The organism is Buchnera aphidicola (Chaitophorus populicola) (genome assembly GCF_964058995.1).
In the GTDB taxonomy this organism is placed as follows: domain Bacteria; phylum Pseudomonadota; class Gammaproteobacteria; order Enterobacterales; family Enterobacteriaceae; genus Buchnera_J; species Buchnera_J aphidicola_BO.
This window is the reverse complement of the sequence record NZ_OZ060382.1, coordinates 246,732-261,639: the sequence shown is the minus strand read 5'-3', so window position 1 is coordinate 261,639 and position 14,908 is coordinate 246,732. Positions and strand designations below refer to the sequence as shown.

Sequence of the window (14,908 nt, the reverse complement as noted above, 5' to 3'; positions counted from 1 at the left end):
ATTGATTTTTAAAAAGTTTATTAACATTTAATACAAAGATATTTCATATGAAAGAATCATTTTTTCAATTATTTCAAGATTCATTAAAACTAAATAATACTAAACCAGGATCAATTATTTCAGGAACTGTTATTTCTATTAATAAAGAAAACGTTATCATAGATTCTGGATTGAAATCAGAATCTCATATACCTATTGAACAATTTAAAAGTGAAACTGGAGATATAGAGGTTAAAATAGGTGATGTGGTTAAAGTAGCTTTAGATACAGTAGAAGATGGTTTTGGAATGACTATTTTGTCACGTGAAAAAGCAAAAAGATATCAATCATGGTTAAATTTAGAAAAAATTTATGAAAATTCTACTACTATTGAAGGAATAATTAATGGAAAAGTAAAAGGAGGTTTTACTGTAGAGTTAAAAGATATTAGAGCTTTTTTACCAGGATCTTTAGTAGATATTAGACCAATTCGAGAAACATCACATTTAGAAGGAAAAAAATTAGAATTTAAAGTTATTAAAATAGATCGTAAAAGAAATAATGTAGTAGTTTCTAGAAAAGCTGTCATTGAATCTGAAAATAGTGCTGAACGTGATCAATTATTAAATAGACTTGAAGAAGGATTAAAATTAAAAGGAATTGTAAAAAATTTAACAGATTACGGTGCTTTTATCGATTTAGGTGGAGTAGATGGATTATTACATATTACAGATATGGCTTGGAAAAGAGTAAAACATCCTAGTGAAATAGTAAATATTGGAGAAGAAATTTTAGTTAAAATATTAAAATTTGATAAAGATAAAACAAGAGTTTCATTAGGTTTAAAACAATTAGAAGAAGATCCTTGGTATTTAATTGCAAAAAGATATCCAGAAAAATCTAAAATTTCTGGACGAGTTACTAATTTAACAGATTATGGATGTTTTGTAGAAATTGAAGAAGGAATTGAAGGATTAGTACATGTTTCTGAAATGAATTGGACTAATAAAAATATACATCCTTCTAAAGTTGTAAAATTAAATGATATGATAGAAGTAATGGTTTTAGATATTGATGAAGAAAGAAGACGTATTTCTTTAGGATTGAAACAATGCACATTAAATCCTTGGAAAAAATTTTATAAATTAAACAAAAAAGGAACAAAAGTAGATGGAAAAATAAAATCTATTACAGATTTTGGAATATTTATAGGATTACAAGATGGTATTGATGGTTTAGTTCATTTATCTGATATAGATTGGAAAATTCCAGGGGAAGAAGCTGTTAAAAAATATAAAAAAGGAGAAAAAATTTCTGCAGTGGTTTTACAAGTAGATGCAGAAAGAGAAAGAATATCATTAGGAATTAAACATCTTAAAAAAGATTCATTTAGTCAATATATACAAAAAAATAAAAAAAATTCTATTGTAACTGGAAAATTAAATTCTATTGAATCAAAAGAAAAAGCTATTATTGATTTAAAAAAAAACGTTACTGGTGTAATAATTTTTTCAGATACTCAAATGATTGATATAAATAAAAAAATCTCTACTTTAAAAAAGAATAAAATTTTAGAATTTTTAATTTATGATATAGATTATAAAAATAAATTAATTTATTTATCTTTTTTAAAGTATGATTTATTAAATAAAGAAAATATCAAAGAAGAATAAAAATATTTATTCTATATTATCATAAACAAGTTTATATAACATACTAATATAGAATAAAATTGCTAAAATTATTTTTTTAAAATTTATAGTACTAAAAGTATTAATTTATTTAAAATATTTTAAAATACTATAAATTAAATAAAAATTTTACAATATAATCATTTTTTTTTTAAAATTAAAGAGAAATGTATGCATAAACCTATAATTATCGCAAATTGGAAATTAAATGGAAATAAAATTTTAGTTAAAGAATTTATTAAAAAAATAAATTCCGATAATACAAATTTTTATAAACGTCATACAATAATTATATCTCCTCCAATTGTATATATCGAATACATGCAAAAATTTATTCATAATAAAAAATTATCGTTTGCTGTTCAAAATATTGATTATAATTATCAAGGAGCTTTTACTGGAGAAATATCTACTTATATGATCCAAGATATTGGAGCAAAATATGTAATATTAGGTCATTCTGAAAGAAGAAAATATCATTCAGAAACTAACTATTTAGTAGCAAAAAAATTTTATTGCGCGAAAGTAAATAATTTAATTCCAATATTATGTATTGGAGAAACTAAAAACGAAAAAAAAACAGGACTAACAGAAAATATTTTAAAAAAACAAATTGATGAAATATTTTTGTTATGCGGAAAAGACGCATTTAATAATACTTTAATTGCTTATGAACCTATATGGGCTATTGGAACTGGAAAAAATGCGTCTCCAATTTTAATAAATAAAATTTTAAAATTTATAAAAAATTATATAATTTATAAAAGTGATAATACTGATATAAAATTTTATATGCAATATGGAGGTTCTGTATCTACTGAAAATATTAAAGAAATTATCTATCAAAAAAACGTAGATGGAGTATTAATTGGATCAGGATCATTAAATTATGAAAATTTTTTAAAAATTATTAATATTTCTTCTAAATATTATAAATAATTATTAATTTTTAATTAAACTAAAAATTTAAATTAATACAAATTAGATATTAATTTTATTAATTTTTTTTTTAGTCGAGTATGTTTAAATTGAGTACAAAAATTTAAATTATAATGAATAAGTTTATTATTTTTAATTCCTATACATTGTCCAAATTTTTTTTTTAATAGTAATTCAATAGCAAATAAACTCATTTGAAAAGCTAAAATTCTATCAAAAGATACAGGCGATCCTCCTCTTTGTATATGACCAAGAATAGTTGCTCTAGTTTCTTTTTGAGTTTTATTTTCAATTTTTTCTGCTAATTTTTTTACATTACAAATTTTTTCAGTTATAGCAATAATTGCATTTTTTTTTCCTAATTTAATATTTTTACGAATATTTTGAATTAATTTTTGTTCATTATATTTAATTTCTGGAATAACTATAAATTCACAACCTCCAGCAATTGCAGAGAATAAAGTTAAATCTCCACAATTTCTTCCCATAATTTCAATAATAGAAATTCTTTGATGTGAAGAAGACGTATCTCGAATTTTATCAATTGCTTGAACTACTGTTTCTAGAGCAGTATTATATCCAATAGTATAATCTGTTCCATAAATATCATTATCTATTGTTCCTGGTATACCTATACATGGAAAATTCATTTTAAATAACTCATATGCACCAGCATATGTTCCATTTCCTCCAATTACAATTAATGCATGAATACCTTTTTTTTTCATATTATTAATTGCAATTTCTCTGTTTTTTCTTTGATTAAATTCTATATAACGAGCTGTTCCAAGAATAGTTCCTCCTCTATTTAAAATATTAGATACGCTAGATTGATTTAATTTAATCATATCATTTTTACATAATCCCAAATAACCGTTTAAAATTCCTATAACTTTAATTTTTTTATTATAAGCAATTCGAACTATGCTTCTAATAACAGCATTCATGCCAGGAGAATCTCCTCCACTAGTTAGAACTGCTATTTTTTTAATCATATAATTCCTTTAATGTATTATATTTAAAATATATTATTAAATTTATATAAATTTTTTATATAATATATTATGTTACTTAAATTATTTTTGTAAATAATAATATCTAATTGGTTCACAATTTTTATTAAATTCATATATAATTGGTTTGCCTGTTGGAATATTTAAATCTGGTACATCTTTATCATGTATATTATCTAAAAGAGTAAACAAAGCTCGTAACGAATTTCCATGAGCAACTACAATTATTTTTTTTTTGTTTTTCATTTGAGGAATAATAATATTATTCCAATACGGTAATACTCTTTTTAAAGTTAATTTTAAGCTTTCTGTATAAGGAATATCTTGTTCTTTCATATTAGAATATCTTTGATCATATCCAGAAAATTTATTTGTAAGAGTTTTCATTTTTGGTGGAATAGCTTTAAAACTTCTTCTCCAATCTATAATTTTTTTTTTACCATATGTTTCAATTACACTTTCTTTGTTAAAACCTTGCAATTCTCCATAATGTCTTTCGTTTAATCTCCATGTTTTATGTACTTTTAACCATGGTTGATTTATTTCTTTTAATATACTCCATAAAGTATAAATAGCTCTTTTTAAGACAGATGTATAAGCAATATCAAAAGAAAATTTATTTTTTTTTAATAAAACACCTGCTTGTTTTGCTTCTTTAATTCCATTTTTTGTTAAAGAAGAATCATACCAACCAGTAAATCTATTTGATTGATTCCATTCACTTTCACCATGTCTTAAAAAAACTACTTGAAACGTCATATAAATTCCTTATTAAAAAATTAAATTTTAAACGATATAAAAAAATTACGTGTTCAAAAAATATATTTAAAAATAAATTAAATTAATAAATTTAATCTATTTATGTTTATTTAATAATATAATTCTTTAAAAAACTTATGATAAAGAATTATATTAAACGAAATTAGTTAAATTAAATTCAATATATTAATAATATAACTAATGATATTTTACTATATTTAAATATGAATTTCTATGAAAGAATTTAATAAAACTAAATATCTAAAGTAATTTGAATAAAATTTTCTAAAATATTTTTAATATGATTTAAAAATCCAATAGCATCTTTTCCATCTATTAATCTATGATCATAAGACAAAGATATATACATCATAGGAGAAATTTTTATTTTGTTTTTTTTTGTTACAATTACTCGGTTCTGAATAGTATGCATTCCTAATATAGCGGATTGTGGTGAATTAATAATAGGAGTAGACATCAAAGATCCAAATACTCCTCCATTTGTTATTGTGAATGTACCGCCGTTTAATTCTTGTATAGTAATTTTATTATTTTTACCTTGATCTGAATAATATTTAATTTTTTTTTCTATATCTTTCATACTCATTTTATTTGCATGAAATATAACAGGAGCTATTAATCCACGATCAGTAGATATAGCTATATTTATATTATAATCATCATAAAAAATAATTTTATCTTTATCAATAATAGCATTAATAATAGGATATTTTTTTAATGCTGATACAACAGATTTCACAAAAAAAGACATAAATCCTAACTTAACATTATTTTTTTTTTTAAATATTTCTCCAAAATCTTTTCTAATTTTAATAATTTCAGACATATTAACTTCATTAAAAGTAGTTAACATCGCTGTATTTCTTTGAGTATCTAGTAATTTTTCAGAAATTCTTTTACGTAATGGAGATATAGGAATAATTTTTTTAATTTTAATATTTTTATGCTTATCATAATCATAATTTTTTAAATTTAAATCTCTATGTTTTATTTCTTTTTCCTTTGAAATTTCTATTTCTTCTCTTAAATTAAATATGTTTTTAGAATCTAAAAGTTTTTGTTTTCTTCTTAATGAAGGAGATAATTTTTCTTGTATATTTTTAAAATTTGTTTTCTTATTTATTTTATTTTTTTTTTGTATATAACATAATATTTCATGAGAACGTACTAAAGATCCAGTATCTTTAATAATAGAAACTAATTTTCCTGTTTCTGAAGAAGGTACTTCGATCATAATTTTATCTGTTTCTAAATCTACTAATACATCATCTCTATAAATATAATCACCAATTTTTTTATGCCATTTAATTATTTTAGCTGTATGTACAGATTCAGGAAATTCAGGTGCTAAAATTTTTATTTTATCTTTCATATTATCCTTTTATATTATACCTTAAATATAGAATTAATAATTTTTAATTGTTCTTTTTGATGTATATGTATATTTCCAGTAGCAGAAGAAGCTGAAGAAGCTCTTCCAATATATTTAATAGATATATTATTAACAAACATTTCTTCATCAAAAATATTTTTAATATAATTCCAAGCACCTTGATTTTTAGGTTCTTCTTGACACCAAAAAATATTTTTTACATAAAAATAATCTTGAAAAATTTTTAATATATTTTTTTTTGGAAAAGGATATAATTGTTCTATTTTAATGCAAAGAATATTTGTTTTTTGACATTTATTATACATCTCTAACAATTCATAATATATTTTTCCAGAACAAAAAATAATTTTATTAATTTTTTTTTGATTAAATAAATTATTTTCATATATAACTTTTTTAAATCGCCCTAAATATAATTCTTTAAATGAAGATTTAGATAAAGGATTTCTTAATAATGATTTAGGAGAAAAAATAATTAAAGGATTTTTCATTCCTTTAAATACATGTAGACATAATAAATGAAATATTTGAGCAGCTGTAGTAGGTATACAAACTTTAATATTCCTCTTTGCACATAATTGTAAATATCTTTCAATTCGAGCAGAAGAATGTTCTGGACCTTGACCTTCATATCCATGAGGTAAAAACATAACTATACCAGAACTTTGATTCCATTTTTCTTTACTAGAAGTAATAAACTGATCAATAACTACTTGAGCAACATTTGCAAAATCTCCAAATTGTGCTTCCCAAATATTTAAAGTCTTTCGATTTCTTAAACTATATCCGTATTCAAAAGCTAAAACAGCTTCTTCAGATAAAACAGAATTCCAAATAAAAAATTTTCCATTTAAAATTTTTTTTAAAGGAGTATAAACATTATTAGTTTTTTGATCATATATTTTTGCATGGCGATGAAAAAATGTTCCACGTATTACATCTTCTCCTGAAATACGACAAGATACTCCTATACTTAATAAATATGCATAAGCTAAATTTTCTGCAGCACCCCAATCAATATTATTTTCTTCTTGCATCATATTTATTCTATTCATATAAATTTTTTTTACTAAAGGATGCGCATGAATTTTTTTTGGTAAAATATTAATAGTTTTAAATAATTTTAATAATTTATTTTTTGAAAATTTTTTTTTATGTAAATCAAAAGATATATTTTTTATTTTTTTATGGTGAGAATGTAATTTAAATTGTAAAGAATCATAATTTGGAATAATAGTTAATTGGTTATCTAATTGTTTTATATAATTGGATATGATTTTTAAAAAATCATCTTTTTTAATTATATCTTCTTTAATTAATTTTTTAGAATATATTCTTCTTATAGTTGAATGAGATTTTATTTTTTGATACATTAATGGTTGCGTAACATTCGGCTCATCTGATTCGTTATGACCATATCGTCTATAACCAATTAAATCAATAAAAACATCTTTTTTGAATTTTATTTTATATTTTATAGCCATTTGAATAGCAAAAATCGCAGCTTCTGGGTCATCTGAATTTACATGAAAAATTGGAGATTCAATCATTTTAGAAACATCTGTAGAATATTTACTAGATCGTATATGACTAATATCAGATGTAGTAAAACCAATTTGATTATTAATAATAATATGAAGAGAACCACCTACAGTATATCCTGGAGTTTGAGACATATTTAATGTTTCTTGTGTAATTCCTTGCCCAGTAAAAGCAGCATCACCATGAATCATTATAGATAATAATTGATTTTTTTTTAAAGATTGTGAAGAATCTATACAAGATCTAGAAATTCCCATTATTACTGGATTAATAATTTCTAAATGTGAAGGATTATATTCTAAATTTAAAAATGCTGATCCATATTTTGTACTTACTTTTGTATAAAAACCAAGATGATATTTAACATCTCCTGTATGTATAGAATTTGAAAGATCTCCAGAGAATTCTTGAAATAATTTTTTAGTTGGTTTTCCTAAAATATTAATTAATACATTTAATCTACCTCTATGAGCCATTCCTATATATAAATTTTTAATTTTTTTTTTAATAGAAAATACAATAGTTTCATATAACATAGGAATTAAAGAATCATTACCTTCTAAAGAAAATCTCTTGTAACCTGGATATTTTGAATTAATATAATTTTCAAAAGTTTCCGCATAAATAATTGCATTTAATATATCTAACTTTTTATTTTTATTTAAAAAGTTTTTGGTCCATTTTTTTTCAATGTAATTTTGACACCATAATCTCTCTTTTTTTATACTAAGATGATTAAATTCAAAACCTATAGTACTACAATATTTATTTTTCATCCAAGATAAAAAAGAGAAAAAATCAGGAAAATTCTGTGTTTTATTTTTATTAAATTTTAAAACTACTTTTTTATATAAATCTTTTGAAGGTATATCAAAAAAAGCATCATTGATTTGATTAATTTTATTTATATATTTTAAGTTTTCTAAAGGATTAATATTAGAATATTTGTAACCTTTCTTTCTAAAAAAATGAAGTATTTGTAAAATTTTTTTCGAGCTTAACGTATAATTTTTATATATTTTATGTTTTATGACTTCGTATTTATTATTATTTTCTTTTTTATAATTAATATTTTGATTATAAAAATAAAAATTTAATTTTTGAAATTTTTTTTTCCATAATTTATCTATAGAATTTTTATTTTTTAAATATTTGTTATAAATATTTTCTAAATATTCTTGATTTATAGAATTAATCCATAATTCCTTAATTTTATTTATTTTTTTTTTACTCATTAGTAGCTCTTTTAAATTTTATTAAATATAATAAAAGTGTTTATATTAAATTTTAAGCTGGGTTTTCTACATTAATAAATTTTATATCTAGATTTGGATACTTTTGAGATAACCAATTACTTAACAATTTTATACCTCCAGTTTCTGTAGCATGATGTCCAACAGAAAAAAAATGTATATTTGATTCACGTGCATAATGTGTAGTCTCTTCAGAAATTTCACCAGTTATAAAACAATCAATTTTATATTTTATAACTTCTAAAATAAAATGTTGTCCCTTACCACTACACCAAGCTACGCTAGAAATTTTTTTATTTTTATTTCCATTAATATATATAGGTTTGCTTTTAAAAATAGAAATAATTTTTTTAAATAATTTTTTTCCGCTAATTTTTTTTTTAAAATTTCCAGACCATAAATATGGTGTAATAATATTCTTTCTATGAATGTCTAAAGATTTTTGTATATAAGCATTATTTCCTAATTTTAAATGAGCATCTAAAGGTAAATGCCAACTATATAAATTAATATTATTCGATAAAATTGTTTTTAAACGTTTTCTTGTAAATCCATAAATATGTCTTGGATCATTCTTCCAAAAATATCCATGATGTACTATAACAGCTTGTGCTTGATATTTTATAGATATGTCTAATAAAATTTGACAAGCTGTTACTCCAGTAATAATTTTTTTTATTTTTTTACAACCTTCAATTTGTAAACCATTATAAGTAACATCGCTAAATGATTTAGAATTTAATTTTTTATTAATAATTTTTTCTAAAATTTTATTTTTCATATATTTACTTTTTTTTATATAATATTTTTTGTACTTGTTTAATAAAAATATTTTTATTTTTTTGATAATTTATAATTGGATTTGGATATTTTTTAGTCAATTTTTTTTTTTTTAACCACAGATGTGGATTATGTATATATTTTTCTGGAACATTTTTTAATTCTTTCACATATTTTTTAATAAATAATCCTTTAGGATCAAATTTTTTGGATTGAAGATAAGGATTAAAAGTACGTATATAAGGCACAGAATCTACACCTATAGATGCTACCCATGTCCAATTTCCATTATTCAAAGCATGATCAAAATCAATTAAATTAATCATAAAATATCTTGCTCCTAATCTCCAATTAATTAGTAAATTTTTTACTAAAAAATTTGCAGTAATCATTCTTAATCGATTATGCATCCAACCTAATTTATTTAATTGCCTCATACCTGCATCAATTATAGGGAATCCAGTACATCCATTTTTCCATGCTTGAAAATAAAAATTATTATTTTTCCATTTAATTTTTTGTTCCCAATTTTTTAAAAATGTATTATTTGATGAAATAGAAAATGTAAAAAATAAATGTTTAAAAAATTCTCTCCATAATATTTTATCTAAAAAACTAAAATAATTTACATGATTTTTATTACTATATAATAATATATAGTTAAAAAACTCTCTTATAGATATTACGCCTAAAGAAAAATATACAGAAAATTGACTTGTATTATTTAAATATGGAAAATCTTTATTTTTAAAATAATTAAAAAATTTTTTTTTAAAAAATAATTTTATTTTTTTTAAAATATCATTATCTTTATAAGGAAATCTTTTTTTGTTAAATTTTTTTAATTGATTATCTAATTTTAATGTTTTTTTTTTAAAAAAAAGATTAGATGTATTAAAAATTTTTAATTTTAATATAGGAAATTTTTTTTTATTTTTTAAAATTTTTAAAATTTTTTTTTTAAAAAAACTAAAAACTCTATACGTTTTGCCTAAATTATTTTTTATTAAATTAGGATTAATTAAAATATTATCATGAAAAATTTTTATTTTTATTTTATGAATTTTAAAAAAATTTGTAATATAAATATCTTCTTTTTCATTATGAAATTTATACTGATGATTATAAAAAATAGAAGTAATTTGATATTTTTTACATATAAATAAGAGATATTTCATAGATTCTTGTAAATTTTTTAACTTTTTATATATAAAAGAAATATTTAAATTTAATAATTCTTGCTGTAAAAAAAATAATCGTTTATGTAAAAAGCTAAATTGTGTATGAAATTTTCTTTTTTTCCATATTTTAGAAGTCAATATAAATATTGTAATTATTTTTTTTTTATTTTTACATGCATTATATAAAGCATGATTATCATGAATTCTTAAATCATTTTTTAACCATACTAAATTTGTCATAAAATACCTGTTTATAAATTAATTTTAAAATTAATAAATTTATAAAATTAACTTTATTATTTATATTTTTTATATTAAAAATATTGTATATAGATATGTATTTATATTCTATTTGAGTAGTTTATAATAAAATTAAACAAAATTTATTAAATATAGTTATTAAATAAAAAATATAAGGATTTTAAAAAAATGAAAAAAATTGGAATTTTTTTCGGAACTGATACTGGAAATACAGAAAAAGTTTCTAAAATGATTTGCAAATATATAGGTAAAAACAAAGCTGTTTTACATGATATATCTAAAGCTAATATAAAAGATTTTTTAAAATATAATTTTTTAATTCTTGGTATTCCAACTTGGTATTATGGAGAAGTACAATGTGATTGGGATGATTTTATTCCAATATTAAAAAAAATTAATTTTAAAAACAAAAAAATTGCAATTTTTGGATGTGGAGATCAAGAAGATTATGGAGAATATTTTTGTGATGGAATGAAAGAAATATATGATATTGTAATATCAAATGAAGCTAAAGTAATAGGAAAATGGCCATCTAAAAATTATTCTTTTGAATCTTCTAAAGCTTTATTAAACGAAAAATATTTCTTAGGATTAGTTATTGATGAAGATAGACAACCTAAACTAACAAAAATAAGAATAAAAAAATGGTTAAAAAAAATTTTAAATACACAATAATTTTATTTAAATTATTTAATAAATAAATTAAATTAGGTATATATAAAATAAATATATACCTATTAAAAAATTTTAAAATAATTTTATATAGAAATTAATTTTACAAGATCTAAAACTTTACTAGAATAACCTACTTCATTATCATACCAAGAAATTAACTTAACAAAATTTTTATTTAAAGATAATCCTGCTGTAGCATCGAAAATAGATGTTAAAGTAGAACCATTAAAATCAGTCGATACTACACTATCTTCTGTATATCCTATAATTCCTTTCATTTCATTCATAGAATATTTTTTAATAACTTCACAAATTTCATTATAACTTGCAGAATTTTTATATTTGCATGTTAAATCTACTACAGAAACATTTGGTGTAGGTACACGAAATGCAATACCTGTAAGTTTATTATTTAATTCAGGTAAAACTTTTCCTACAGCTGCAGCTGCTCCTGTTGAAGAAGGAATAATATTTTGTAACGATCCTCTACCTCCTCTCCAATCTTTTAATGATACTCCATCTACAGTTTTCTGTGTAGATGTCGTTGCATGAATAGTTGTCATTAATCCTTCTACAATAGAAAACTCTTTATGTATAATTTTAGCTAGAGGTGCTAAACAATTAGTAGTACAAGATGCATTAGAAACAATTTTTTCGCCTTTATAAGAATCAAAATTTACTCCTTTTACGAACATTGGAGTATTGTCTTTAGAAGGTCCTGTAATTACTACTTTATTTGCCCCAGAAAGTAGATGTTTTTGAGCAGTATCTTGAGTTAAAAAAAATCCAGTAGATTCTATTACTGTATCTACAGATAGTTTACCCCATATTAATTTTTCTGGATCTCTTTCAGAAGTAATTTGAATAATTTTATTATTTACAATGATAGAATTTTCTTTTACTTGTATTGATTTTTTAAAATTCCCATGTGTAGAATCATATTTTAACATGTAAGCAATATATTTAGCATCTAATAAATCATTTATAGCAACTATTTCAATATCACTTCTTTCTTGCGCAAGACGAAACACTATTCTTCCTATTCTACCAAAACCATTAATTCCTACTCTAATTGTCATATTATTCTCATAATTAAAAAACGAAAAATTTTATAATTAATTTATTTTTCTTGATATTATAAAATATAATTTTTATACTGTTTTAAAAAAAATATATTATAATATATTTTATTTTTTTTAATTTTAACATATTATTTTCATAATAAATAAAATTTTTTATATGTTAAAATTTTCAAAAAATATAATTTTAAATATCATTTAACTTTTTTTTTAAAATAAATATACTGTAATAACATAAATATTTATTTTAAAACAATTTATTTAATTAATTTATGAAAAACGATGATTTAACACTATTTAAAAAAAAAATTTTTAATATAAATATTAATCAACCAATTATGCATATTAAACATGGAATCGGAAGATATAAAGGATTAAAAACAATTGAAACATCTGGAATTAAATCTGAATATATAGTTATTTTATATGCAGATAAAGACAAATTATATGTACCTGTATCCTCATTAAATTTAATTAATATATATCAAAATACTACTAACAAAATTATTCCTTTACATAAATTAGGAAGTGATAACTGGAAAAAAGAAAAAAAAAAAATTTCAAAAAAAATATTTGATACTGCAGCAATTTTGTTAAATATTTATGCAAAAAGAAATTCTCATAAAGGATTTGCTTTTAAAAAAAATCACCAAAAATATCTAGAATTTTGTAAACTTTTTCCATTTCAAACTACACCTGATCAATCTAAAGTCATAGAATCTGTTTTAAATGATATGTTTTCTTCTAAACCAATGGATCGTTTAGTATGTGGAGATGTAGGATTCGGAAAAACAGAAGTAGCTATGAGAGCAGCATTTATAGCTAGTTATAATAATAAACAAGTAGCAATTCTAGTGCCTACTACTTTACTTGCACAACAACATTATAATAATTTTATCGAAAGATTTTCTAAATATTCTATATCTATAGAAATGTTTTCTAATTTTAAAACTAAAAAAGAACAACAATCTATTTTAAAAAAAATAAAAAATGGAAAAATAAATATTTTAATTGGTACTCATAAAATTTTATTAAAAAAGCTTAAATGGAATAATTTAGGACTATTAATTATTGATGAAGAACATCGATTTGGAGTACATCATAAAGAATTTATGAAAAAAAAATTTTATAATATTGATATCTTAACTTTAACTGCAACTCCTATTCCTCGAACTTTAAATATGTCTCTTTTAGGTATTCGAGATTTATCTATTATTAAAACTCCTCCAGATAAAAAATTATTAGTAAAAACATTTATTCGAAATAAAAATAAAAAAATTATTAGAAGTGCAATTCTAAAAGAATTGAATAGAGGAGGTCAAGTCTATTATATTTATAATAAAGTAAACAAAATTCAAAAAAAATTAGATTATTTATCTCAATTAGTTCCAGAAGGAAAATTTAAAATAGGACATGGAAAGATGAATAATAAATGTCTAAAAAAAGTGATTAGTGATTTTTATAAAAATCGTTTTAATATATTATTATGTACAACAATTATTGAAAATGGTTTAGATATTCCTCTAGCAAATACAATAATTATTGAAAATGCAGATTGTTTTGGATTATCTCAATTACATCAATTACGTGGAAGAGTAGGTAGATCTTATCATCAAGCATATGCATGGCTATTAGTATCAAATTTAAAAAAAATTACAGAAAATGCAAAAAAAAGATTTAAATCTATATCATCTATACAAGATTTTAGTGCTGGATTTTCTTTAGCTACTCATGATTTAGAAATTCGTGGAGTAGGAGAAATTTTAGGTGCAAAACAAAGTGGATATATAGAAAATATAGGGTTAGAATTATATTTAAAATTATTAAAAAAAGCTATTAAAACTTTAAAAATAGGTAATAAAAATAAAAATATAAATTTATTTCATAAAAAAACAAAAATTAAGTTAAATATTCCAGCTTTAATTCCAGAAAATTACATTCATAACGTAAATCAAAGATTATTTTATTATTTAAAAATTTCTACATCAAATCATCTATATCAGTTAAAAAAAATTAAATTAAATTTAAAAAAATTTTTTGGAAAAATACCAAAATTATTAAAAAATTTGTTAATAATGAAAAAAATGCAAATTATTGCAGAAAAATATCAAATAAAAAGAATTTATTTTAATAACATAGGTGGTGAAATAAAATTTTTATCTTCAAATACTATTGATACAATATCATTAGTTAATTATATTAAAAAAAAATCTCAATTCTGGAAAATAAAAGAAAAAAATACTATTGTATTTAAAAAAATGTTTCACAATTCGAAAAAAAAAATTTATTGGATAATAAAATTTATATTAAACTTAAAAAAAATCAAGAATGAAAAATAAAAA

Annotated in this window: 10 protein-coding genes and 1 pseudogene; 4 read left to right on the top strand and 7 right to left on the bottom strand. The window is 20.8% G+C overall.

Annotation, left to right across the window (positions count from 1 at the left end; all coding sequences use genetic code 11):
* Positions 1 to 47 precede the first annotated feature (47 nt).
* Both rpsA and tpiA read left to right on the top strand, forming a co-directional pair.
* Positions 48 to 1,625: pseudogene (rpsA, locus tag AB4W57_RS01155) on the top strand (30S ribosomal protein S1); the annotation flags it as partial.
* Between the two features lie 216 nt (positions 1,626 to 1,841).
* Complete coding sequence (gene tpiA, locus AB4W57_RS01150; protein ID WP_367677335.1) at positions 1,842 to 2,609, top strand: triose-phosphate isomerase; 768 nt, start codon at positions 1,842 to 1,844, stop codon at positions 2,607 to 2,609.
* Positions 2,610 to 2,641: 32 nt separating this feature from the next.
* On the opposite strand, the gene pfkA is transcribed toward tpiA, so the two are convergent.
* From pfkA to AB4W57_RS01120, 6 genes are all read right to left on the bottom strand, one after another.
* Positions 2,642 to 3,604 carry a 6-phosphofructokinase gene (gene pfkA, locus AB4W57_RS01145; protein ID WP_367677334.1) on the bottom strand — a complete coding sequence of 321 codons (963 nt, stop codon included), beginning with the start codon at positions 3,602 to 3,604 and terminating at the stop codon, positions 2,642 to 2,644.
* A gap of 81 nt (positions 3,605 to 3,685) precedes the next feature.
* Positions 3,686 to 4,381, bottom strand: coding sequence for a 2,3-diphosphoglycerate-dependent phosphoglycerate mutase (gene gpmA, locus AB4W57_RS01140; protein ID WP_367677333.1), 696 nt, complete (start codon positions 4,379 to 4,381; stop codon positions 3,686 to 3,688).
* Between the two features lie 253 nt (positions 4,382 to 4,634).
* Complete coding sequence (gene sucB, locus AB4W57_RS01135; protein WP_367677332.1) at positions 4,635 to 5,774, bottom strand: dihydrolipoyllysine-residue succinyltransferase; 1,140 nt, start codon at positions 5,772 to 5,774, stop codon at positions 4,635 to 4,637.
* Positions 5,775 to 5,788: 14 nt separating this feature from the next.
* Positions 5,789 to 8,572 (bottom strand): 2-oxoglutarate dehydrogenase E1 component, encoded by a 2,784-nt coding sequence (locus AB4W57_RS01130; protein WP_367677331.1) that lies wholly within the window; start codon positions 8,570 to 8,572, stop codon positions 5,789 to 5,791.
* 52 nt (positions 8,573 to 8,624) lie between these two features.
* The gene (locus AB4W57_RS01125) at positions 8,625 to 9,371 is read right to left on the bottom strand and encodes a Nif3-like dinuclear metal center hexameric protein (protein ID WP_367677330.1); all 747 of its coding nucleotides are present in this window, start codon (positions 9,369 to 9,371) and stop codon (positions 8,625 to 8,627) included.
* 4 nt (positions 9,372 to 9,375) lie between these two features.
* Positions 9,376 to 10,791: a deoxyribodipyrimidine photo-lyase gene (locus AB4W57_RS01120; RefSeq protein ID WP_367677329.1), complete on the bottom strand. Its 1,416-nt coding sequence runs from the start codon at positions 10,789 to 10,791 to the stop codon at positions 9,376 to 9,378.
* Between the two features lie 189 nt (positions 10,792 to 10,980).
* Here AB4W57_RS01120 and fldA point away from each other — a divergent pair, with 189 nt between their 5' ends.
* Complete coding sequence (gene fldA / locus AB4W57_RS01115; protein WP_367677328.1) at positions 10,981 to 11,487, top strand: flavodoxin FldA; 507 nt, start codon at positions 10,981 to 10,983, stop codon at positions 11,485 to 11,487.
* 83 nt (positions 11,488 to 11,570) lie between these two features.
* Here the strand turns inward: fldA and gap are convergent, their stop codons facing one another.
* Positions 11,571 to 12,566 (bottom strand): type I glyceraldehyde-3-phosphate dehydrogenase, encoded by a 996-nt coding sequence (gene gap, locus AB4W57_RS01110; RefSeq protein WP_367677327.1) that lies wholly within the window; start codon positions 12,564 to 12,566, stop codon positions 11,571 to 11,573.
* Positions 12,567 to 12,838: 272 nt separating this feature from the next.
* On the opposite strand from gap, the gene mfd reads away from it, so the two are divergent.
* On the top strand, positions 12,839 to 14,905 hold the full coding sequence (gene mfd, locus AB4W57_RS01105; protein ID WP_367677326.1) for a transcription-repair coupling factor: 2,067 nt from the start codon (positions 12,839 to 12,841) through the stop codon (positions 14,903 to 14,905).
* Positions 14,906 to 14,908 lie beyond the last annotated feature (3 nt).